At 46.1% G+C, this 21,414-nt stretch carries 19 protein-coding genes and 2 pseudogenes; 17 read left to right on the top strand and 4 right to left on the bottom strand.

The genetic code is table 11. The features are described 5' to 3' along the window. Positions 1 to 140: 140 nt before the first annotated feature. Complete coding sequence (locus tag QUA54_RS00100) at positions 141 to 353, bottom strand: DUF2281 domain-containing protein (RefSeq protein ID WP_333412318.1); 213 nt, start codon at positions 351 to 353, stop codon at positions 141 to 143. Between the two features lie 311 nt (positions 354 to 664). Between QUA54_RS00100 and ycaC the strand changes: the two genes are divergently transcribed. The 5 genes and pseudogenes from ycaC to QUA54_RS00080 all read left to right on the top strand — a co-directional run bounded on the left by ycaC (position 665) and on the right by QUA54_RS00080 (position 4,358). Next, a complete protein-coding gene (ycaC, locus tag QUA54_RS00095; RefSeq protein WP_333412316.1) occupies positions 665 to 1,309 on the top strand; it encodes an isochorismate family cysteine hydrolase YcaC in 645 nt (214 codons plus the stop codon). Between the two features lie 209 nt (positions 1,310 to 1,518). Beyond that, positions 1,519 to 1,680 (top strand): annotated as a pseudogene (locus tag QUA54_RS34360) (NAD(P)H-dependent oxidoreductase); the annotation flags it as partial. A gap of 149 nt (positions 1,681 to 1,829) precedes the next feature. Beyond that, complete coding sequence (locus QUA54_RS00090; protein WP_333412314.1) at positions 1,830 to 2,411, top strand: antibiotic biosynthesis monooxygenase; 582 nt, start codon at positions 1,830 to 1,832, stop codon at positions 2,409 to 2,411. Between the two features lie 511 nt (positions 2,412 to 2,922). Continuing rightward, a complete protein-coding gene (locus QUA54_RS00085; RefSeq protein ID WP_333412312.1) occupies positions 2,923 to 3,438 on the top strand; it encodes a nuclear transport factor 2 family protein in 516 nt (171 codons plus the stop codon). A 35-nt stretch (positions 3,439 to 3,473) separates the two neighbouring features. Further along, positions 3,474 to 4,358, top strand: a complete 885-nt coding sequence (locus tag QUA54_RS00080) for an NAD(P)H-binding protein (RefSeq protein WP_333412310.1) — start codon at positions 3,474 to 3,476, stop codon at positions 4,356 to 4,358. Between the two features lie 599 nt (positions 4,359 to 4,957). Here the strand turns inward: QUA54_RS00080 and QUA54_RS00075 are convergent. Together QUA54_RS00075 and QUA54_RS00070 are read right to left on the bottom strand one after the other, a co-directional pair. Continuing rightward, positions 4,958 to 5,236: a photosystem I reaction center subunit PsaK gene (locus QUA54_RS00075; RefSeq protein ID WP_172184248.1), complete on the bottom strand. Its 279-nt coding sequence runs from the start codon at positions 5,234 to 5,236 to the stop codon at positions 4,958 to 4,960. 298 nt (positions 5,237 to 5,534) lie between these two features. Next, the gene (locus QUA54_RS00070) at positions 5,535 to 5,747 is read right to left on the bottom strand and encodes a chlorophyll a/b-binding protein (protein ID WP_006634547.1); all 213 of its coding nucleotides are present in this window, start codon (positions 5,745 to 5,747) and stop codon (positions 5,535 to 5,537) included. A gap of 534 nt (positions 5,748 to 6,281) precedes the next feature. Here QUA54_RS00070 and hflX point away from each other — a divergent pair. The 12 genes from hflX to QUA54_RS00010 all read left to right on the top strand — a co-directional run bounded on the left by hflX (position 6,282) and on the right by QUA54_RS00010 (position 21,207). Beyond that, a complete protein-coding gene (hflX, locus tag QUA54_RS00065) occupies positions 6,282 to 7,922 on the top strand; it encodes a GTPase HflX (protein WP_333412582.1) in 1,641 nt (546 codons plus the stop codon). A 478-nt stretch (positions 7,923 to 8,400) separates the two neighbouring features. Next, complete coding sequence (locus tag QUA54_RS00060) at positions 8,401 to 8,952, top strand: hypothetical protein (RefSeq protein ID WP_333412308.1); 552 nt, start codon at positions 8,401 to 8,403, stop codon at positions 8,950 to 8,952. Positions 8,953 to 9,146: 194 nt separating this feature from the next. Next, complete coding sequence (gene grxC, locus QUA54_RS00055; protein WP_333412306.1) at positions 9,147 to 9,410, top strand: glutaredoxin 3; 264 nt, start codon at positions 9,147 to 9,149, stop codon at positions 9,408 to 9,410. Positions 9,411 to 9,477: 67 nt separating this feature from the next. Continuing rightward, the gene (gshB, locus tag QUA54_RS00050) at positions 9,478 to 10,464 is read left to right on the top strand and encodes a glutathione synthase (RefSeq protein ID WP_333412304.1); all 987 of its coding nucleotides are present in this window, start codon (positions 9,478 to 9,480) and stop codon (positions 10,462 to 10,464) included. 163 nt (positions 10,465 to 10,627) lie between these two features. Then, positions 10,628 to 11,767 carry a Gfo/Idh/MocA family oxidoreductase gene (locus QUA54_RS00045; protein ID WP_333412302.1) on the top strand — a complete coding sequence of 380 codons (1,140 nt, stop codon included), beginning with the start codon at positions 10,628 to 10,630 and terminating at the stop codon, positions 11,765 to 11,767. A 108-nt stretch (positions 11,768 to 11,875) separates the two neighbouring features. Further along, positions 11,876 to 13,711 (top strand): CHAT domain-containing protein, encoded by a 1,836-nt coding sequence (locus tag QUA54_RS00040; RefSeq protein WP_333412300.1) that lies wholly within the window; start codon positions 11,876 to 11,878, stop codon positions 13,709 to 13,711. A gap of 167 nt (positions 13,712 to 13,878) precedes the next feature. After that, entirely contained in the window at positions 13,879 to 14,460 is a 582-nt protein-coding gene (locus QUA54_RS00035; RefSeq protein WP_333412298.1) for a hypothetical protein, read from the top strand. 592 nt (positions 14,461 to 15,052) lie between these two features. After that, positions 15,053 to 17,557 carry a glycosyltransferase family 2 protein gene (locus tag QUA54_RS00030; protein WP_333412296.1) on the top strand — a complete coding sequence of 835 codons (2,505 nt, stop codon included), beginning with the start codon at positions 15,053 to 15,055 and terminating at the stop codon, positions 17,555 to 17,557. Between the two features lie 46 nt (positions 17,558 to 17,603). Then, positions 17,604 to 17,876, top strand: coding sequence for an AAA-like domain-containing protein (locus QUA54_RS00025; RefSeq protein WP_333412294.1), 273 nt, complete (start codon positions 17,604 to 17,606; stop codon positions 17,874 to 17,876). A gap of 140 nt (positions 17,877 to 18,016) precedes the next feature. Beyond that, on the top strand, positions 18,017 to 18,805 hold the full coding sequence (locus QUA54_RS00020; protein WP_333412292.1) for an SAM-dependent methyltransferase: 789 nt from the start codon (positions 18,017 to 18,019) through the stop codon (positions 18,803 to 18,805). An 87-nt stretch (positions 18,806 to 18,892) separates the two neighbouring features. Then, positions 18,893 to 19,747: a tetratricopeptide repeat protein gene (locus tag QUA54_RS00015; RefSeq protein ID WP_333412579.1), complete on the top strand. Its 855-nt coding sequence runs from the start codon at positions 18,893 to 18,895 to the stop codon at positions 19,745 to 19,747. A gap of 59 nt (positions 19,748 to 19,806) precedes the next feature. Further along, positions 19,807 to 21,207 (top strand): tetratricopeptide repeat protein, encoded by a 1,401-nt coding sequence (locus QUA54_RS00010; RefSeq protein WP_333412290.1) that lies wholly within the window; start codon positions 19,807 to 19,809, stop codon positions 21,205 to 21,207. 82 nt (positions 21,208 to 21,289) lie between these two features. Here QUA54_RS00010 and QUA54_RS00005 read toward each other — a convergent pair. After that, positions 21,290 to 21,414 (bottom strand): annotated as a pseudogene (locus QUA54_RS00005) (IS5/IS1182 family transposase); the annotation flags it as partial.

The following is a 21,414-nucleotide window of genomic DNA, read 5'->3' as shown; positions in this document are numbered from 1 at the left end:
ATTGAGGAAACGTAGCACCTAATACCAACACACAAACTGCGAACTACTACTATCCTCACCGATAATTCAAGCAGCCCAACAAGATGGGGGTATCCAAAACTTACATCTAAAGCCTCTATTGTAGGATGTCTTGCCCCGAATTAGCACGAATGTCCTCCAAGGTAGGAAAGCCCTCCCCAACTTGCAGCTAAGGAATAAACCAGTTCTGCCCAAGGCAGTGGAGCGACTTTACTGCTGGGTTGATTGCCATTTAGATATTTAGCTCGAATAGATGCAGCAAAAGTGAGAATCTCTCTGGCTTGGTCTTGAGGAAAAGATGTGACGAGTTCGTAAATCTGCTCGGCGATAGCCATACAGAGTTCCAGATAGAGTATACACCTGAAGGGATGCAAACTCAATTATATGAAACAAGAGCCTGTCTTGCCCCGCTACAACATAGTCCTAACTCAGCCCTTAACTTGCGGATCTTGAGTGGTAAAATTTGGTAATATTTTGCAAACTGAGTTCATGCCGCAACAGGTTACGCCATAAGCCATTTAGAGGAAATAGACGTTTCGCTTTTAATAAGGAAGCACATTTAATTGTTACAACTCAAGGCTTTCTGATTCTTGACTCCATTCTGCAATACCTCATTCACCCATAACCCCAATAGGAGAAATACCTCATGTCTACATTCAAATACAACCGTCTAGACAAGAATAATGCTGCTGTTCTGCTGGTCGATCATCAAACTGGACTGTTCTCACTTGTGCGTGATATTGGTGCAGCCGACTTCAAAAATAATGTGCTGGCGCTGGCAAGTGCAGCCAAATTTTTCAACCTGCCTACAATTTTGACAACTAGCTTTGAGCAAGGCCCCAATGGAGTCATCATCCCTGAACTGAAGGAGAAGTTTCCAGATGCTCCCTTTATTCCGCGTCCCGGACAAATCAACGCTTGGGACAACGAGGACTTTGTTAAAGCAGTAGAAGCAACAGGCAAGAAGCAATTGATTATTGCCGGAATTGTCACTGATGTATGTGTTACTTTTTGTGCGCTTTCGGCATTAGAGGCAGGTTATGAGGTTTTTGTTGTCACCGATGCCTCTGGAACCTTCGATGAAGCCTGTCGCTATGCAGCTTGGGATCGAATGTCTCGTGCTGGAGTTCAGTTGGTCAATTGGTTTAGCGTTGTGTGTGAATTGCACCGTGACTGGCGCAACGATATTGAAGGACTGGGTAGTCTGTTAGCAGGGTTTATTCCTGACTACAAAAACCTGATGACCAGCTATGCAGCAACGGCAAATACTGGATCTCCCAATAAGAAGTGAGAAAGCGCCTACTTTATTTACCTCGTGTTTAACTGAGTTAATATTGTCATCGTTAGGTTATCAATTTTACGTGGAACGTAGCGGTGGCAACTACTTGGGTGTAAGTCACTTAGAGGGTGTTTTTAATAGCTCTTGTCAATGATTGCAAGTCTTTGTCTGGGCCGAACTATTTCACCATTTCAGCCTAATTAAAAGATACGCCTTACTCTGCCTACGAGTTCCAAGAACCCTATCTGCGGCTCATTTTTTGGTTTATGGGCATCACTGATATTGAAGTCATCCATGCTGATAATCTCATGGGTGGAGAGGAGGCTCAAACGCAGGCTATCGCCCATGCCCAAACTGCCTTACAAGCTGCTGCATCTGGCTAGTCATTTCCTCTCATGCCAAAACTGCGCGATCGCATTCGTTAATCTCCCTTCTGTTTCAAGACGTGCTGCCGAAAATTGCCGAGCAATTTGGTGTCTCTAGGGTCGTTTTTCTGAATAAAACTTTTCTCTCAGTTAATTCTCTAAATTTTATGTTTGAAGAACCGTTGGCGAGCAATACCAGTGAAGAAAACTATCTAGTCACCGCTGTGATCTCTCATGTCGTGAAACCGGGGCGCGAGCAAGGTTACGAAGCATGGTTTCATGGCATCGCCGCAGATGCACGAAAATTCAAGGGACATCTGGGTGTGAGCACTATTCGACCCCAGCATCACGCTCATCCTGAGTACGTGGTCATACTCAAGTTCGATTGCTACGACAATCTCAAGGCCTGGCTCGAATCTGATGTTCGGCGAGAGTGGATTGAGCGATTGCAGCCTTTGATTGAAAACCCAGAAGATATTCAAACTCTGACCGGATTGGAAACCTGGTTTACGCTGCCCAATCAATCGATGAAGGCTCCACCCCCTCGCTACAAAATGGCGTTAGTTACATGGTTGGGAGTGTTTTTTACCATTTCTATTCTCAATCGTTTGCTGGTACCGCTACTATCAGGTCTTCCTGCCTTGCTCACATCTCTGATGATCTCTGGTCTGACTGTTATCCTGCTCACCTATTTGGTCATGCCGCGCTTAACACAATTATTTCGCAAATGGCTATATCCCATTCCCTAAAATAAGCTTACTCCGACCTAAAGGCACGGAGCTTTAGCCTCTGATTTGAGCGATCGGAAAGAGAGACAATTGTCCCTGTAGTTGACAACTCATCCCCGGACTTTGGGGATGGCTTACAGACACCCCCAAAGCAGCAATATTAAGAGCCGCATTCATGTCAGCATCATATTCAAACCCGCAATGCCCACAAGGCTAATCCACTCCTACTCCTGTGGGATTGCACCAATCTTCATCCTCAAGCCGCATGGCGCTATATTCAATTTATGGCATTCCCCGGAACGGCGATCGTGCTATCTCCATTGACTATCGAAATGTACAGAGAGGTATCACTATTTTCCACCAGTTTGATTGACAATTTTCAAGAGGGTGAACAGATTTTAGTAAGTTGACCGCAAACATAAATTTCTTTCAATGAGATTGCCACCCGACTTGTAGATGAGGAATTAGCGCGCTCAATGACAGAGTTTGATAAACTTTTGAATACGATCGAGGGAAAGAGAAGTGAGTGAAAATGCAAGGGCGATCATTTCTGAGACAGCATAATATTAGAACAGTAATTATTAATCGCGAGGAAAAAGGCATGGAACAACTGCAACCTAAAGCAATTTCTGAGGTTTTTGCGGCTCATCTCGCACTGATTTGCAAGGATATCCCTGCCTGGGTAGACCTGTTTGCCGAAGATGCGATCGTTGAATTTCCCTATGCGTCTGCAGTCGGTTCACCAGAACGATTGGAAGGCAAAGCTGCAATCTACAACTACATGAAAGATGTGCCAGCCCAGATGCAAAATTTGATATTTACGAATATTCGCGAATATCAAACGTCAAATCCGAATGTTCTATTTGCAGAAGTGCATGGAGAAGCCTTGATTGTCGCCACAGGCAGGCACTATCAGCAAGATTATGTGATGCGCCTAGAAACCCAGGAAGGCAAGATTATCCACTACCGCGAATACTGGAATCCTATTCCTGCCCTTGAGGCATGGGGCGGCACACAAACTTTGCGCCAATCATTCAATGCCGAGTAATGCAACACAGAGATTAAGAGAAGGAGAGCGAAGAGATGAAAATTGTAATTGCAGCCGCATCTGGCAACATTGGACGACGCACCGCCGAAAAAGTTATCCAGGCTGGAGGCGAAGCTATTCTGCTAGCAAGACATCCAGAAAAGTTAGCTGATTTAGTAGCTCAAGGTGCCACTGTAAAGCCCATCAGTAGTGATGATACCGAAGGATTGATTGAGGCAACACAAAATGTGGATGCGTTGTTTTGGCTAACACCCCCTAACCTGTTTGCACCCAGCTTACGAAACTGGTACAAGCAGACGGCAATGGCTGGCGCAAACGCCGTGCGTGAAAACGGCATCCAGCGAGTCGTCAATATTTCCAGCATCGGTGCAGGTGCAGAACCAAATCTGGGTACAGTCTCATTTGGTGGAGATGTGGAATCGATTTTTAACCAGACTGCAGCTAACGTCTTGCATCTGCGTCCTGGCTATTTCATGGAGAATTTTTTGCTGGATCAAATTGAATTCATTCGACAACATCGCACCGTCTCTTTTGCTTATGCCAGTGACCACGATATTCCCTGGATTAGCACAGACGATATCGGCGATGAAGCAGCAAAGTATTTACTGGATGAGACATGGGCTGGTCAATGGACTCGTAATCTCATGGGACCCCAAAATTTAACGCCCGTGGAAATAACGGCTCTTCTTTCACGGATGCTCGATTACCCAATCAACTATGTCCAGATCACGATCGAATCGATACAGCACCAGCTTGCACTAGCGGGGGCGACACCAAAGGTACAACAAGAGTTAGGAGACCTGCTGCGTGCCCTGAGCAACCCTGACGGAATTTATGCCACAGCACGAACCCCTGAGAGCATCACTCCAACAACATTTGAGCAGTTTGCTGCATACAAACTACTGCCAAAATTGACCTGATGAATACTCATGTATTTTGTGTTGATTTCAGAATAAGGCGTTGCTGATTTGGTACTCCCGCTATCTCAAAAGCTGATTTATTTGTAGTAGAAAAGTCATCACTTTTGACCAACAACCTACTTCCAAGGTAATTGAGTAGAATTGTTCTATCGTGATTCTCAGAAATGGTTAGGATTATGCCTAGTATCTAGTCTGAGGAATGAGCCGTCTTTATGGCATTAAATATTAGTAGTTTGGGTCTACCGTTTGGTAATTTGGTATCAGTTGAAGGGTGAATTGCGTCCTTGCTAAGGGATCACAGTTTTTAACTACTTTTACGGAGGTCTTAGAAGCTTTAACAACAGCTATATCTTATAGATTTGTGGGTGCGCTATAAGCCAGCGGTGAGGTATTTGCTGTCGAGCAAGCTAGTTTGGGCTTGAAATTTATTTAAGCCTCGTTAGTTGTAAGTGCATGGTACAAAAACCGATTTCTGCGTCAGTCCCTAGATAAAATTAAAATTAGGGGTGAGTGCTTTTCACTTACCCCTGCCATTTTTTGTCAGCCGTTTAACCAATTAATTGCAGCAAGAAATCGCCAAAACAGCCGCGCAATTGCTACTAGATAGCCTTGTCGATACTCAGCGCCAAAATCGCGAATACTCCCAGCAAATGACCGGCGCTCATGCAAGCCAAAAATGCCGGTACGCTAACATTGTTAAACAGAGAGGGAAAGGGCAAAGGCATTTTCGGCCCGACGTGGGGATACCAAATTCTGCGGCTGAGAACTAGCAATGCTAAGATATTGCAGACAAACATCACCAGAGGCTTTTGCCAAGTTCCTGATGCTGTGTCAGTCAGAGCGGATTCTACTACTGCCAGTAAATTTGAGTTAATCATCGTTGATGCTCCTATTTTTCATAAACTATCAGAAATGCTTGATGAGATTTCTTACCAAAAATACAGAAGGGGCGATCGCCTTTACGCAATAAATATTTGTTGGTGTTAATATTCACCGCGCCAGCGACAGCGCCCCCACCCGTAATCATCGAATCACATCAAGAAGTCTTTTAATGCCATTCAAAAGTAACGAAAGATACAAAGGGACCAAACCATACTCGCTGCCATTTGTAACTTTTAGCCTGTCTGGCAATGGCGGCATTTACTCACGCTGCCAGACAGGAAATACAGCTACTCATTAGTGAGCAATGTAGGTAGGCAGAAAGTGAAGTATGTCGCGCAGAACGCTATATCCAGCGGCGTCCCAAAGCAAATAAGCTAAGAAACCGATCATCGCTAAGCGACCGTTCCAAAGTTCTGCTTGCGGGTTGAAGCCAAACAGAAAGGCATTCCGATCTTTGCCGTTGTAAGCATTAGCCGTAGGAGGCAAGTTAGTAGGACGAGTTTCCATGTTTTTACATTCCTTAACAATGTTTCGCTTCTCATGGTAGCGACCTAATTTCTGCTTGGCTATCTGCCTGTAGGCTCAAGCTACACACAAGTCTAAAGGAGGATTTTGAAACAAGAAAAAAAGTGTTAACTTTTGTTGCGAGAATTTTTTCAGCGAGCTCCTGTATCTGTAGATACTGAATACAACCGCAAGTTTAGAAGGCAGCAGTGAAATGCCCGATCGCCCCGTAGCGACAAACAACGGTGCTGGTGACTCGACAATACTGAATCCGCGCCCTGCTAGGGGCAAGAAAATTTAGTAAATTTCAACTTAAAACCCGAACACGATCGCCTCTGAGTTAATTAAAATAGGAGATAAACAGATCGATCGGGAGAAACAGTTATCGAAACCATCTACGGCAATCTTCAAGGTTTAAAGTCCAGCCAGCTCAAGCAACTAGAAAAGCTTTACCACCAGCGACTACCGGGCGATCGCATCACCACTGCAGAATTCGCCCAGCGCGTCGCCGCCATCAGCACGGAAATAGACAAACCAATCTGCACCTACATCAACCGCCGCGGACAAGTAATTCGCGTCGGCGTCGGTACACCCCGCCAAACGCAGATTGCACCCTTAGAATTGCCCCGCTACGGGGGAGGTCGCCTCAGCGGCATTCGCTGCATCGCCACCCACCTGAAGCCTGAAACCCCAAGCGAAGCAGCCCTCACCGCAATGGCAATTCAGCGCCTCGACGCTCTAGTTTGGCTGACACTGACCGGCGGAGGATTTCAGCGCCGCGGCGGCGGTGCGACTGGGTACATCCAAGAAACTTATCTCGCTCACTTGATACCCCAGGGAGACCAGCCAAATTTTGAGTTCTCTGTTTTGAGCGCTCAGTTAGAACCAGATTCAACTGATGAAATAGAAGAGCCTTCAATTCAAAAGTCACCAATCAAAACTCAAAACTTTCCCTGGAAAATATCAGAACCGCTAAATTTGGACGAACTCGCCGACCAAGACTTTCTGGATTTGGTGGAAGGACTAGAAGCAGAGTTTGAAGCAGAGTTTGTCGCTAAGCAGGTCGATGCAGACCAAGACAAAGTGCTGTTGGTAGGTGTAATGACTCAGCACATGACTCAGTTGGATTTTGAGGACGGACTCGCAGAAATCACGCGGCTGGTTGAAAGCGCCGGGGGTCAGGTGCTGCAAACAGTGCGCCAAAAAAGATCGCGCCCCCATCCGCAGACAGTCGTCGGCGAAGGCAAAGTTCAGGAAATTTCCCTCACCGCTCAGACGATTAGCGCTAACCTCGTGGTATTCGATCGCGACCTGGCCCCCGCACAAATACGGAACTTGGAAACTCAGATAGGTATTCGCGTAGTCGATCGAACAGAGGTAATTCTCGACATCTTTGCCCAAAGAGCTCGATCGAGCGAGGGTAAATTGCAAGTCGAACTCGCTCAGCTAGAGTACGCCCTGCCCCGGCTCAGAGGTCGCGGTCAGGCAATGTCGAGACAGGGCGGCGGCATCGGTACCAGAGGCCCCGGGGAAACCAAACTAGAAACCGAACGGCGGACGATCGCCAAACGCATTTCTCGATTGCAGCAAGAAGTAAATCAACTGCTGGCCCACCGCTTCCGGCTGCGGCAGAACCGGCACCACCACGAAGTACCCTCAGTGGCGATCGTCGGCTACACCAACGCCGGTAAATCGACTCTGCTCAACCTGCTCACCAATTCCGAGGTTTATGCCGCCGACCAGTTATTTGCCACTCTCGACCCCACAACGCGACGGTTGACCATTCCTGGCACTGTCACTCGGGAACCGCTGTCGATCGTCCTCACAGATACAGTGGGCTTTATTCGGGAACTGCCCCCCGCCTTGATCGACGCTTTTCGAGCTACCCTCGAAGAAGTCACTGACGCCGATGCTTTGCTGCACCTGGTAGATCTTTCGCATCCCGCGTGGCAGAGCCAAATTCGATCGGTCATGAATATTTTGACAGATATGCCCGTAACTCCCGGGCCAGCCCTTGTAGTTTTTAACAAAATCGATGCTGTAGATGGAGATACTCTCGCCCTCGCCCGAGAAGAGTTTCCTCAAGCCGTATTTATTTCTGCCGCCAAAGGTCTCGGGATGGAAAGTCTCCGCGATCGACTAGCTCAGCTCATTCAATACGCCCTCTACCCTCGGTAAATACTTAAATATTCCTTTTAACTGGTTGACAGTCAGGAATACACGTACATATACTGAGGACAGATATCGTCGAACCGTGAGATTATAGAAGAGTAGCCAGATTGTGCATTGCAAAGTACAATACAGCAGCTCTCGTTTGCGCTCGGTTAAATAATTAATTTCAGGAGGCGGTCAAGGTAAAAACACTCTTTGTTAATGGCTGTAACGGCTGTTGGTTGAGAGGTTGCAAAAAGATGTTGCTTCACTCTGTGCAAACCACTTCCTGGTGCAAACCACGGTACGCGAGGTCAAGGTGAAAGAGAATAATATTCTTAAAGTGTTTGGGCGGTCACCTCAAGCGCTATACTATCTTTTACAGGCGCTCGCGAAAGAAAACATCCATTTATTGTAAGAACTGTAAAATCCTTGCCCGTCGTGCAGCGCTAATCTCTAGGACTATTTCTATTTTCAGATTTTACCACTGTTTAACTAAATAGTTATGTTTACGCCACTGGCAAAACTAGGACTTGGACTCTCTGCCACAATGGCAACAGCGTTTTACTATCTAGCTGCTGCCCCTCCGGCTTCAGCAGTAGATGTGTGCGGGCCCGGAAACTTTTCAAGTGAGTGCGCCAAAGCCGAGGCAAGCAGCGAGCAATCAGCAACAACCTCATCATCAGCAGCATCCCTGCGAGACCCGGTGCAGCAAGAGCAGGTAGTTGAATCACCATCACCAGCAGTCATACCGGAGCCGGTACAGCAAGAGCAGGTAGTTGAATCATCACCACCAGCAGTCATACCAGACCCGGTACCGCAAGAGCAGGTAGTTGAATCACCACCAGCAGACCCGGTACAGGAAGTACCCGAAACCGAACCACCACTAACGGCGCCCGCCGCGGGGGACTTGGGAAACATATACACCACCTCCACGTCCAAGCCGCCAAGAGCTACTATCCCTGAACCCGGTATGGTGGTAGGACTCATGGTGACAGGCGCAGGAATCATCTGTTCCGGCAGAAGACGAAACAAGCAGGTTGGTCAGCAACGGTAGGCAGGCCCAACCTGCTGCTTGTTTTCAAACTCTCTCCGTTTTTTCAAGCGTGGGTGTTTTTTTTATTTTTAGGCTAAAATTAAAGAAATTGTATAAATAATAACTTTACAGCTTGCTTGCTGCAACTATTTAAAAATTAAAATAAGATTGGTTAAGATTACAATTAAAAAATATAGTTATTATTTGCTCGTCCGATGACCCCTAAAATAGAAATTTACACTTGGAGAACCTGCCCGTTTTGCATTCGTGCAAAAGCACTGCTGAAGCGAAAAGGGGTGGATTTTACAGAGTACGCGATCGACGGAGATGAAGCAGCACGAGATCAAATGAGCGATCGAGCCAACGGAGGCCGCACCCTGCCACAAATATTCATTAACGACCAACACATAGGTGGGTGCGACGAAATGCACAAACTTGATGCTCTAGGCCAGCTAGACCCGCTGCTAGCAGCAAAATAAGGCATTCCCTGTCGAATTTTCAGTCAGCCCAAATTTTCCTGCGACCAATTCTTAATTTTAATTGACAATGAAATTTGCATTCATCATCGATCCCCTCGCGCGACTAATTCCAGGACACGATACCAGCGTAGCGCTGATGGAGGCAGCTCAAGAGTTGGGTCACGAAGTCTGGGCGACTCAAGCCAATGAACTAAGCGTCATCGGCGGCAAAACCTGGGCAATGCTCAGTCGGGTAGCACTCACCCCTGTAAAAGTCGTAGATGGACGCTGGGAGGCTGCTGAGGCTTGGTACGAGGTGGAACAGCCTACTTTGCAGCCTCTCGAAGCAATGGACGCAGTATTTATGCGGACAGACCCCCCAGTCAACATTCCTTACCTCTACGCTACTTACCTTCTAGACGGCATCGATCCTGCTAAAACTTTGGTAGTTAACAGTCCCAAAGGATTGCGGGCGGCGAATGAAAAAATGTATGCTTTGCAATTTGAGGGAGCGATCCCCGAGACAATTGTTTCTCAAAACAAGCAGGTAATTCGGCAATTTGTTGAAAAAAAAGGAGCGGCAGTTCTTAAGCCCTTGGGCGGCAAAGCTGGCGAGGGGATTTTGTTTTTGGAAGCGGGCGATCGCAATCTCAACTCCCTGGTCGAAATTAGCACTCAACAAGGGCAAATTCCAGTGATGGTTCAGACTTATCTGCCGGAAGCAAAAGAGGGAGACAAGCGGATTATACTGTTGGATGGCAAGCCCATCGGTGCTATCAATCGTATTCCCACTGGCAATGAATTTCGCGGCAACATGGCCGTCGGCGGCCGAGTCGCAAAAACAGAAATTACCGATCGCGAACTGCAAATTTGCACTCAGTTAGAACCCGTGCTGCAACGGGACGGACTGTACTTTGTCGGGATTGATATCATTGGCGGTTATCTCACAGAAGTTAATGTCACCAGCCCTACAGGGATCAGAGAAATTGACTTGTTTGACGGCGTTAGTTTGGGCAAACAAGTAATTGAATGGGTGGAGAAGGAAGAAGGAAGAAGGAAGAAGGAAGAAGGATGAGGGAAGAAGCCAAGTACGACAAAGATGAGGACACGAATACACGGATTAATTATCGACCTTCAGGCAGATGTTGCAGTCGTTAGTTATATGTTATTGGCTACCAATTCCCAATTCCCAATTCCCAATTCCCAATTCCCAATTCCCAATTCCCAATTATTAAATCATGTCAAAAATTGGCGTTGCAGTAGTCGGTACAGGTTTCGGTCAAAAAGTACACCTTCCCGGATTCCAGGCACATCACCGGACAGAGGTTGTGGCTGTTTACCACCGGAATTTAGACAAAGCAAAGGCGATCGCCTCTAGCCACAATATCCCCTACGCTTGCGACTCGATCGCCGATATAGTAGCCATCCCAGAAGTAGCGGGTGCCAGCATTTCCACGCCGCCATTTTTGCATTATGAAATGGCAAAAACCTTCTTAGAAGCAGGCAAGCATTTATTATTAGAAAAACCCACAGCCCTGACAGCCAATGAAGCCAGGGAACTTTACCGATTGGCAAACAGCGAATCTCAAACTGATTTAAACAAGGGTGGTGCCAGAGCAATTGCCACAATGGACTTTGAGTTTCGATTTATCCCCGCATGGCAAATGCTAGCAGAACTATTGGCAGCAGGGTATGTGGGAGAAAAGCGTTTAATTAAGGTTGATTGGCTGGTGTCGAGCCGTGCTGATGCGACTCGCCCCTGGAATTGGTACGCGCAAAAAGAGCGTGGCGGCGGAGTTTTGGGCGCGACGGGTTCTCACGTTTTTGATTATATTAGCTGGCTGTTCGGCCCGCCGCAGAAGCTTTCTGGGCACTTGATTACAGGCATTTCGGCGCGGCCCGATCCGAATGATTCGGGAAATTTAAAATTAGTTGATGCAGATGATTCTTGCACGTTGATGTTGGAAGTAGCCGGGGGAACGCCTTGTCAGGTTTGTTTGAGTTCTGTTACTTATCAAGGGCGGGGACACTGGGTGGAAATATACGGGAGTAAGGGTACGTTGGTGTTGGGAAGCGACAACCAGCAAGATTACGTCCACGGATTTCGGTTGTGGGGTTCCCAAGGTGGAGAACCTTTAGCTGAAATCAAAATTCCTCAAAGATTGGAGTTTCCTCAAGTTTATCCAGACGGGAGAATTGCACCGTTTATTCGAGTAGTAGATAGGTGGGTAGAAGCAATAGATGCGGGTAAATCGTTGATACCGTCTCTCAGAGAAGGGGTTTACTCGCAGTTGTTGATGGATTTGACCCAGGAGTCGAATGCTACGGGAACTTGGGTAGATGTACCGAATTTAGATAAATTTTTGGGCACTAAGTAAAAGTAATAACTCCCAAAGCAATCTCGCGCACTCCATCACACCCCAAACCCGATAAACTACTAATAGAGAAACTCAATCCAACCCTATATGCAGAGTCGGTAGTTGTGAATGGCGCGCCCTGAAAGTCCTTGCCTCAGTATAGCGATCGCTCGCCTGAGAACCGCTGGGGCAAACCATTTTGCCACTTGGGTTCTACAAGCTCCTTATCCCAGCGGGTACGTTCACCACGACTGTATGTGGCCCGATACCCTATCCCAATCATGGAAAGCTTGGCAGGAAATGTTTTCGCCCTCCGGGACAATTCACGAATTGCCCCTAAATCCAGATGCCAGTATATTCTCGCCGGAAAACAGCCAGAATATACTGGCACAAACTGAACAACGAACCCCTCACTCCCTACAGCTACCTCCACCGGCGCCCTCTGTGCCGCTCCACCTCGGTCAAGCGGGGTGGGGCGACAGGGGGGAGCAGAATCCGCCGCCGCCACCGGCCAGCTACAGCAGTCGCCTGATGCAGCATTTGGGGATTAATCTTTGGCAGTGGCTGTTTGAAGGGCCGATTCAAGGTAGTCTCCAGGAAAGTAAAGGTATCGCGATCGGGCAAAATCTACCCCTGCGAGTGCGCGTAGATTTGCGCGAACCGTATTTAATTGCTTTGCCTTGGGAAATTATGCAGCCTCAAGCCGGTCAACCGGCAATTTCTCTGTCGCAGCAACTGCTGTTCAGCCGCACTACCAGCAATGTTGAACCTTTGCCACCCCTGCAGCCTGCGGAGTCGCTCAACATTTTGCTAGTTTTGGGACAAGCAGAACCCAGCCGCGGTGCTAATTCTCAATTTTCCAGCAATAACGGTCATTTGCAGTTGGGAGAAGAAGCACTCGCCCTAGCTGGTGTTCTGGAAAGTGCTTTTCAAACCGACGACAGCGGCAAATATTCTGATATCAGCGTTCCGACTCGTGTCGATACTCTGATCGAACCTACTCCGGCGGAACTCATTTCTCGGCTGGAAACGCAAGCTTACAATATTCTGTTTTACGCCGGCCACGGGATACCGGGCCCCGATGGCGGCTTGCTGTTTTTGGGGCCGGAAACGGCGATTAACGGTACTGAACTGGCTCAGGTTTTAGTTCGGTGCCGCGTGACTCTGGCGGTGTTTAATGCCTGCTGGGGAGCTCAGCCGGCGGTGGAGATGCTGCACTCAACTAACGGCCAGCAACAGGCGATCGCCCGCAGCAGTTTGGCTGAGGTACTGATCCATCACGGGGTGCCTGCGGTGTTGGGGATGCGGGACTCGATCGCCGATCGCGAAGCCCTGAGTTTTATCCAAACTTTTGCCCAAGCTTTGGCCGGGCGGATGTCGGTCGATCGGGCAGTGGCCGTCGCCAGACAGCAGTTACTGACACTCTACAAGTTCAATCAACCGGCTTGGACGCTGCCTGTGCTGTATATGCACCCTGAGTTTGACGGTCAGCTAACTGAGCTGGTTGATGACCTAAAAACTGAATTGCCTTTAAATTCTTCTACTTGGCTGGGACGGTTGCCGTCTTGTGCTTATTTGCGGGGGCGCGATCGACCAAATGCCAAATCCACCGAATCGACCAATCAGGTTTGGCCGATTCGCGCGGGTATGGTTCGAGTCGGACGCTGGGAAGAAAACGACGTAGTGATTCGAGAACAGTGGGTTTCTCAAAAACACGCCGAGATTTTCTGCAGAAACAGTATCGGAGATAGCCGGGAAGAACCTAGCTACTTCCTGCGGGATTTTTCTCGCTACGGGACTCTTGTTTTGGGGCCTGAGGGATGGCAGAGAGTTCACCACCAAGAATTGCTGCTGCGCAGCGGCACTCAGCTAAAATTTGGCAGTTCTCAAGGTCAGATTTTTGAGTTCACTATTGAGGTTCCAAAAACTTCGGGCTACAGTGAGACTGATTGCGGAACGAATTAAGATGCGGGTGTAGCTAATGAAGGCGAGGGGCGAGCGGCACAGCAAAGTTCTGGGCGTTGAATCTCCAGTCTGAATTTAAAAGAGTTACTTACCACTGATAGCTCGCAACTAGCTCTTGGCACAGTCCCCCTTCTATAATTTTCCTTTTCCCCCTGAGGTATTACATCATGGCTACCCAATCTCCTGATTCTGAATATTTTCGCGACTCACAAACTCAAGCCCAGATGGAACTTCTCGCCACAATAGTTCAGGCTGATGTTGCTTATCCCTGGAATCCTGCACAGCTTGAATCAGAATCTTATTTGAGTGCCGTAGAGCAGGAATTTGCGCTGTCTGATTCCTTCAGCGACAGCGATATTGCCCTGAAGTCGCAAGTTTTATTTTCGCAATTAGAACAAGTTTGGCTGACGACTGCTCTCCAAAAGTCTTTGCGCGAAAAATTTACTCGCGTTCCTCAAGCTTTTCTGGCCAGCATCGCTCAAAGCGTACAAAACGCAACTGTTAAGTATCAATCTTTAGCTGACCAAATGGTAGAGTGCGTGTTAGATATTTTGCCTCAGTGGGATGAGGAAGATTTGCAGGTGTTGGCGCGTCCTTTGGCTTATGCCATGCGAGATGTTGATTCGGAAGGGGTGGAATTGGTCGTGGCGACTAAAAGACCTTGGGCCCAATTGTCGGAAATAGAACAGGCGAGAGTTAGTTTGGCTGTCGCCCGCTATGCAATCTCGGAATTAGCAGTTTCTGATTAATTGTTTGATGACTGGGTTTTTGTGCTGGGAGCGCGGTAATTTTTTAAATTAATATAAAATTTATCTACCTTTAGTTAGATGTCAAATTAGTCTAATTGTTAAACTATATGGATTGCTATACTTTGATAGCAATCCTATTTGATTTGTATACACGTTGACACTCCTAGTAGTTTTATGAGGATTCTCTGTCCTCACTACAAACGAATTTTATTGCGGTTGTTCGATCGCACATAATATCAAGGATATGTTGCTGTTATAGCCACAGCGCGTTCGATTGCTTCTGACTTGTATCCTAGAGCGCTTTTTTAAAGCCTTCTTGCTTTTTCTCTCGGACTTCTTCCTGACATCCGTTACCTCCGAAGAAAGCGAATCCGTTGCCGAACTTCCTTCAATATCTGTTATACTTTGCCCGGATTGAACCCGCCGATCGGTTTGCCACTAGCAAGCAAAATCAACTATCATACAAGGATCGCAATGTTAAAAAATGTAAATATAATCACTGGGGTGTCTCGGAATTTTTAACAGGATTAAAAAGTGGACAGCAGGAAACCCTGACTGTTGCAGGTACAATCGGGAATTTTAAATATATTTTATGACAAATTCAAGATTTGACCTTCAAGACTTGAAACCCCGCTTTTGGCGAATTTCGCGGGTGCCGGCGGCAACGCTAGTCGTGTTGGGAGCTCTTGCTTTCGCAGGTGCGATCGCCGCAGCCTGGTTTGCCAATGAAGGTACAGTCAGCGGTATTTTTGCCACAATCAACACTTGGCAGCAAAACCCGCCTGTGTTGCTGCAAGTGCCTGCTACGAGCAAGATGTATTTGTTAGTGCCGACTTTTGTGCTGGTCTCGGCCGCTTTAGCTGCAATTAAAATTTCGCCTCAACCGCAGAAATGGTCGCGCGCTGTGGTAGTTGCAATAGTTCTAGCTTTAACCATTCGCTACGTTTTGTGGCGATCGCTCGCTACTCTAAATTTAACCGATCCCCTCAACGGTATCTTTAGTTTGGGGCTGTTTTTCCTAGAAATGGTAATGGTTTTTAACACCAGTATTCAACTGTATTTAATGCTGAGAATGAAAGACCGGCGTCGAGAAGCCGATCGCATGGCAGTTGCAGTTGAAGCTGGAAACTTCGCCCCGGCAGTAGATATTTTTATCCCAACTTACAACGAACCGGCGTTTATTTTACGGCGCACTGTAATCGGCTGTCAAGCTTTAGATTACGCCAACAAAAAAGTATATTTGCTCGACGATACCAAGCGCCCTGAAATCAAATTGCTGGCAAAAGAACTGGGATGCGAGTATATAACCAGACCCGATAATATTCACGCTAAAGCTGGAAACATCAATCATGCCACAGCCCTAACTAATGGAGAACTAATTGTAGTTTTCGATGCAGATTTTATTCCCACTAAAAACTTTTTAACTCGAACAGTGGGATTTTTTCAAAATCCAGAAATCGCCCTCGTTCAAACACCGCAAAGCTTTTACAACCACGACCCCATCTCCCGCAATTTAGGTTTAGAAAATGTGCTCGCGCCGGAAGAAGAAATATTTTACAGACAAATAGAAATCATCAAAGACAGCGCCGACAGCGTGGTTTGTTGCGGTACATCTTTTGTAGTTAGGCGGAGTGCTTTGGAAGCAGCGGGAGGCTTGGTCACAGATTCAATCTGCGAAGATTATTTTACCGGAATTCGGCTATCAGCAACCGGATATCGCTTAGTTTATTTAGATGAAAAATTGAGTGCTGGTTTGGCGGCTGAAAATATAGAGGCTCATCTAAATCAAAGGCTACGCTGGGCTAGAGGTACGCTTCAGGCATTTTTTATTGATTCCAACCCTTTAACAATTCGCGGTCTCAGATTCGTACAAAGGCTGTCTCATTTGGAAGGATTGCTGCACTGGTTTACCAGTTTAACCAGGGTTTTATATCTGTTGATACCTTTAGCTTATTCGTTTTTCGGCATAATTCCTTTGCGGGCAAGTGCGCGGGAATTGCTGTACTTTTTCCTGCCTTACTATTTGGTACAACTTACTGTGTTTTCTTGGCTGAACCGCAGATCGGGATCGGCTTTGCTTTCCGATATTTATTCGTTCGTCCAGTGTATTCCTTTAGCGGTGACGGTGGTGAGTTCCATGCTGAATCCCTTTGGGAAAGGGTTTCAGGTGACGCCGAAAGGAATTGCGAGCGATCGCTTTAGTTTTAACTGGAATTTGGGATGGCCTTTGATTGTCTTGTTCGCAGCTACAGCCTTCAGTTTGTGGCACAATTTAAACGTTAATTTAGTTAAAAATGTGTGCAGCTTACAGTCAATATTAGAAAGTGCACATTGTTTGTCAAAAGGAATGAGTTTGGGATGGATTTGGAGCGCTTACAACCTGCTGATGATCGGGATTGCATTACTAATTTTGGTGGATATTCCTAAGCCGGACATTTACGAATGGTTCAATTTACGCAGGGTTGTACAATTGAATATTGGCGGTAAAAGTTTTTGGGGTATAACCACTGTAATTTCGGAAAGTGGCGCTGAAGTTGCTCTGACTCAGTGGCCAAGCTTTGCGGTGAAAGGTAAGGGTAGTAAAGAGAGTTTGACGCCAGCAGAGATTTTACCAAAATATTCCGTTCAGACAAGTTTATTGCAGGGTAAAATAAACGCGCTCCCTTGCAGTGCGGCAGTCAAAGCAAGGAGATCGCTAGCGCCGTCTGTTGTTGAGTTCGGCACTGAGCGTCGTTTGGCCAAAGGTTTGATTGATTGCGATTCGGCGACTCTGGAAATTATGGAAGAGAACTGTTTTATTCCTGTGGCTAAGATTGAGCTGGTGAGGGATAAATCTCAGTTAGAGTCGAGTTTTCGGGATGGAAAAGAGTGCAATTTTGCGGAATTTCCCACTGTGCGAATTGCGTTCGATCGCCTGAATATTAGCCAGCACCGCTGTTTGATCGAAATGCTGTACTGTCGCCCGGGCCAGTGGAAGCGGCAGGAAACTCCCGGAGAATGGCGATCGCTGTGGCTGTTGCTGAGAATTGCTTTGAAACCGAGGGCTGTTTTTGAGAGGAATAGGTCAGTGAGGCCGATCGGAGTTTCGCAACTTTAGAGCAAATTTCTCCTCGTTGGGAATTTTTCACGGCAGATATCAGCAGATGAAGGTTGATGGATTTTTAGATGACCTTACCTCATATCTTTTAAGTAATCTTGCAAAAATATTTATACATTTTCAGTTAGCAAATATAAAAAGTTTTCAAGATTTGGAAAAATTCTTGCGGTGGTTCTGCGCCAACGTCGGTTTGGGTTTGCAACTGGGCAATAAAATAGCAGAATATGGGGATGAGTTATTTGGCAGTCAGGTTAGCTGCAAGATGTACTTCGAGCAGTATTTGCTACTCTCAAGAACCAAACTTTTAGTGTTAGTTTGAGACGATATCGATCGCTTGTTTTGCCTATCCCAATTTGACGATCGACTTTTTACCTCTTAGCAGCTTTAATTATATAACTAGCAATTTGCGTTACTACCATAACTGAAACACATTTTGCGATCGCTTGGAGGAAGTTACATTTGAAAACGGGATCTTTAACTGTTGTCGGGACGGGAATTCAATTAGTTGGTCATCTGACCTTAGCAGCGAAGGCGTGGATCGAGCAAGCTGACAAAGTTCTGTTCGCCGTAGCAGATCCTGTTACTGCTAAATGGCTACAGACACTCAATCCCACCGCAGAAGCCTTGCCATACAATACCAACAATCAGCGGCGCAGAGAGACATACCGGGAGATGGTCGATCGCATTTTGGCTGAAGTTCGTCAGGGGTTGAATGTCTGTGCAGTTTTTTACGGTCATCCCGGTGTCTTTGCTTACCCCACTCATGAAGCGATTAAACAGGCGCGCCGTGAAGGTTTTAGGGCGCAAATGTTACCAGGAATTTCAGCGGAAGATTGCTTATTTGCTGACTTGGGTCTTGACCCAGGACGCAATGGATGTCAAAGTTTTGAAGCGACAGATTTTCTGATTCGGGGGCGTAAATTTGACCCGACCAGTGCTTTAATTTTGTGGCAGATTGCGACGATCGGCAATCTGGGTTTTTATCAAGAAGGGAGTCAACTGCGCGGTCTAACTGTGTTAGCTGAAGTGTTAGAAACATACTATGGTTCTGACCACGAAGTAATGGTTTACGAAGCAGCGGTTTATTACCCGGTTTGCGAGCCAGTTATCCAGCATATTCCTCTGTCCAAACTGGCTGAAACTCGTGTTACTCTAGTTTCGACACTTTATGTTCCGCCTCAAGCGCCTGCACCTGTAGACAGTGAAATGATGGCGCGGTTGGGTATGTCTTTTGTTAAGGAAACTTAAGGTATTTTGCCAAGAGAATGTAGTAAAAACTACACTTTTTGTCCAGCAGATAAAAAGTGTATGTGTTAGAGGAGAAAAAATGTGGTAATGTCGCTTTATATAGAACAAAACCCTGACGATGCTAAGGCTCTGGCTCATCGTGGTGAAAACCATCGGCTGACGGGACATTTTGAAGCAGCTTTAGACGATTTCAACCGATCGATCGAGTTGGAACCTAACAATGCTTGGGCGATCGCACACCGGGGCGAAACCTATTATTTGATGAAACGCTATCAGGAGGCATTCGCAGATTTCAACCGCGCCATTGAACTGAACCCTGATTATAATTGGGCCATCGCGCACCGAGGCGTAACCTACCGCTTTCTGGGGGAAGCCTATTACACAAAGGCGTTGGGTGACTTGGATCGAGCAATTGAGCGTCAGCCGGATTACGTTTGGGCGCTTGCCTATCGCTGCCGCGTTTATGAGTTGATGAAGTGCTACAAGCAATCCTTGATTGACTTCGATCGAGTGATCGCCCTAGACAAAACCATATTTGTGAAAAATTGGCAAATTGAGAAAGGGTTGATTCTTTGCTATGACGGCCAATATTCTGAGGCGATCGCCTGTTGCGAACAGAGGTTGCAACAGGTTGCTGATGACACTACAGCTTTGTACTGCATTGCCGTATCTAAGGCGCGTTGGCAAGGAGTGGACAAAGCAGCAAGCGAAATCGAGCGATCGCGGACAGCATTGCTTGCTCAATGGGAAACGGGCGATCGGGGAGATATTCTGTACCGACTCTGCGGCTTAGCAATTTTGGCAGGGAACTGCGAACAAGCATGGCAATATCTGCGAGAAGCTATTCCTATCAATGATGAAGCCATTGAGTTAGTCGGTCACGATCCAGCTTGGTTGGATTGGCGGGATGACCCGAAAACTCTGGCATTGCTCGCTAGTTAAGTGTTTGAGAAAACAAATTTCAAGTAATTCAACATCAAGTAACATTTCAGGAGGATTTTATGCAGATGGATATCGAAGACCTGATGATGGCCCAACAAGCAGAAACTCTTCGCTTGTCAGGGGCTTACGAAAAGGCGATCGAGATTTTTGAACAACTCCAAATGTATCCTGACAATGCTTGGGTTAATGCTCACTTAGGAGCAAGCTATTACCATTTAATGGATTATGGGAAAGCAGAACATTATTTAAATCAAGCGATTCACAAAAACGATAGGTATTTCTGGGCTCATGCACAGCTAGGTGAAACCTATCGTCTTCGAGCAATTACGGAAAGTAAGGAAAGGCAAAAATATGTTGATTTAGCTATAGATTGTTTCCAAAAAGCGCTTAACTCTAAACCACCAGAAGACAGTAACTATGCCTGGGCATTAGCTCACTTGGGAGCAACCTATCGCCTGAATATAACTAACGGTATCAGCCAATTCCTTGAAGAGTTGATATTTCCGCCATCAAGCACAGAAAAATTATCAGGAATAGAAATTATAAAACTACAAGTAGAAAAGGCTTTGAAATGCCTTAACAGAGCGATTGAACTCATGCCTACATACGCTTGGGCATGGGGTATGCGAGCGACAGTTTACAGATTGGCTAAAGACTACGAAAATTCATTCTGGGATTTGGAAGTTGAAGCTGTAATAGCTCCGAGTATGGAGATTATGCAACAGTCTTCTTCTCCCGTTCCATTCTTAAAAAGTGGCAGGGTAAATCTTTACGAACACGCTTTCCTGTCTTTTTATTTGACCAAGAATCAATCAGGCGATGACAAAAAAAGACATTACGTTAGAGCGATAACTTTTCTCCAACAAGCTTTGATACTTAGTCCAGGTGACTTGATGGCTAAGCTAATTCTCACCATAATTGAGGCTAACCAAAAGAAGGAAGACGGGGGCTCATTAAAACCAGATGACATTAAAAATATTCAAATAAAATTAGAGCAATTTTTTGAAGATACAGAAGTGGAGTTTTGCCAAAAATGTAAAAAGATATTGCGATATCTAATTAATGTTCCAGAACCGTCAGTTAGTATAGAGCAGTTTGAATCGATAAATAAGAAAGCTGAGAAGGGAAATAAATTAAAGGAGCTTATTTTGGAAGAGGTGATAAATGACCCTACATCAGGTGTTGAAAAAGAGCCTCAATTATGGCTATGGAAAAACTTTGATCTGAAAGAGATGTGCAGTTATATTCTTTTCTTTCTTTGTGAAGTAAGCCATCTTCTGGGAAACAAAAGTAATATTGGTACAGAAACGGCTTATCTAGAGCTTGCACTTCTCATCAATCCTTACTACGTTACAGAAAGGCTTTATCAAACTCCTGTGTTTTCAGATAAAGAGACAACAGAGATATTTAAAGAGTTGCACGATGATGGAATAGTGTTAAATTTTTCTGAACCCAATTAATGAAACCCTTAATTGCCAGAAAATCAACTGAAAAAATCAATGACGATTAGTAGACCTCTTGCAAAAAAAATCTATGTTATAATTAAAGGTTTTGAATTTTAGACCTGAAAGCTAACTCATAATTGTAAAGTGCTGACAACAAATTACAACGCAGACCATAACGGCGACGGCGATTCCGATAACGACTCGACAATATTTTAAAAATTT

The organism is Microcoleus sp. MOSTC5 (genome assembly GCF_036701825.1).
Lineage (GTDB): Bacteria > Cyanobacteriota > Cyanobacteriia > Cyanobacteriales > Microcoleaceae > Microcoleus > Microcoleus asticus.
Note: the sequence above shows the minus strand (reverse complement) of the source record. Positions and strands in the feature narration are given on the sequence as shown.

Bases quoted from the DNA above. Each gene is read 5' to 3' on its own strand.
- QUA54_RS00100 (WP_333412318.1), bottom strand. From the start codon at position 353: ATGGCTATCGCCGAGCAGATTTACGAACTCGTCACATCTTTTCCTCAA.
- ycaC (WP_333412316.1), top strand. From the start codon at position 665: ATGTCTACATTCAAATACAACCGTCTAGACAAGAATAATGCTGCTGTT.
- QUA54_RS00090 (WP_333412314.1), top strand. From the start codon at position 1,830: ATGTTTGAAGAACCGTTGGCGAGCAATACCAGTGAAGAAAACTATCTA.
- QUA54_RS00085 (WP_333412312.1), top strand. From the start codon at position 2,923: ATGCAAGGGCGATCATTTCTGAGACAGCATAATATTAGAACAGTAATT.
- QUA54_RS00080 (WP_333412310.1), top strand. From the start codon at position 3,474: ATGAAAATTGTAATTGCAGCCGCATCTGGCAACATTGGACGACGCACC.
- QUA54_RS00075 (WP_172184248.1), bottom strand. From the start codon at position 5,236: ATGATTAACTCAAATTTACTGGCAGTAGTAGAATCCGCTCTGACTGAC.
- QUA54_RS00070 (WP_006634547.1), bottom strand. From the start codon at position 5,747: ATGGAAACTCGTCCTACTAACTTGCCTCCTACGGCTAATGCTTACAAC.
- QUA54_RS00060 (WP_333412308.1), top strand. From the start codon at position 8,401: ATGTTTACGCCACTGGCAAAACTAGGACTTGGACTCTCTGCCACAATG.
- grxC (WP_333412306.1), top strand. From the start codon at position 9,147: ATGACCCCTAAAATAGAAATTTACACTTGGAGAACCTGCCCGTTTTGC.
- gshB (WP_333412304.1), top strand. From the start codon at position 9,478: ATGAAATTTGCATTCATCATCGATCCCCTCGCGCGACTAATTCCAGGA.
- QUA54_RS00045 (WP_333412302.1), top strand. From the start codon at position 10,628: ATGTCAAAAATTGGCGTTGCAGTAGTCGGTACAGGTTTCGGTCAAAAA.
- QUA54_RS00040 (WP_333412300.1), top strand. From the start codon at position 11,876: ATGGCGCGCCCTGAAAGTCCTTGCCTCAGTATAGCGATCGCTCGCCTG.
- QUA54_RS00035 (WP_333412298.1), top strand. From the start codon at position 13,879: ATGGCTACCCAATCTCCTGATTCTGAATATTTTCGCGACTCACAAACT.
- QUA54_RS00030 (WP_333412296.1), top strand. From the start codon at position 15,053: ATGACAAATTCAAGATTTGACCTTCAAGACTTGAAACCCCGCTTTTGG.
- QUA54_RS00025 (WP_333412294.1), top strand. From the start codon at position 17,604: ATGAAGGTTGATGGATTTTTAGATGACCTTACCTCATATCTTTTAAGT.
- QUA54_RS00015 (WP_333412579.1), top strand. From the start codon at position 18,893: ATGTCGCTTTATATAGAACAAAACCCTGACGATGCTAAGGCTCTGGCT.
- QUA54_RS00010 (WP_333412290.1), top strand. From the start codon at position 19,807: ATGCAGATGGATATCGAAGACCTGATGATGGCCCAACAAGCAGAAACT.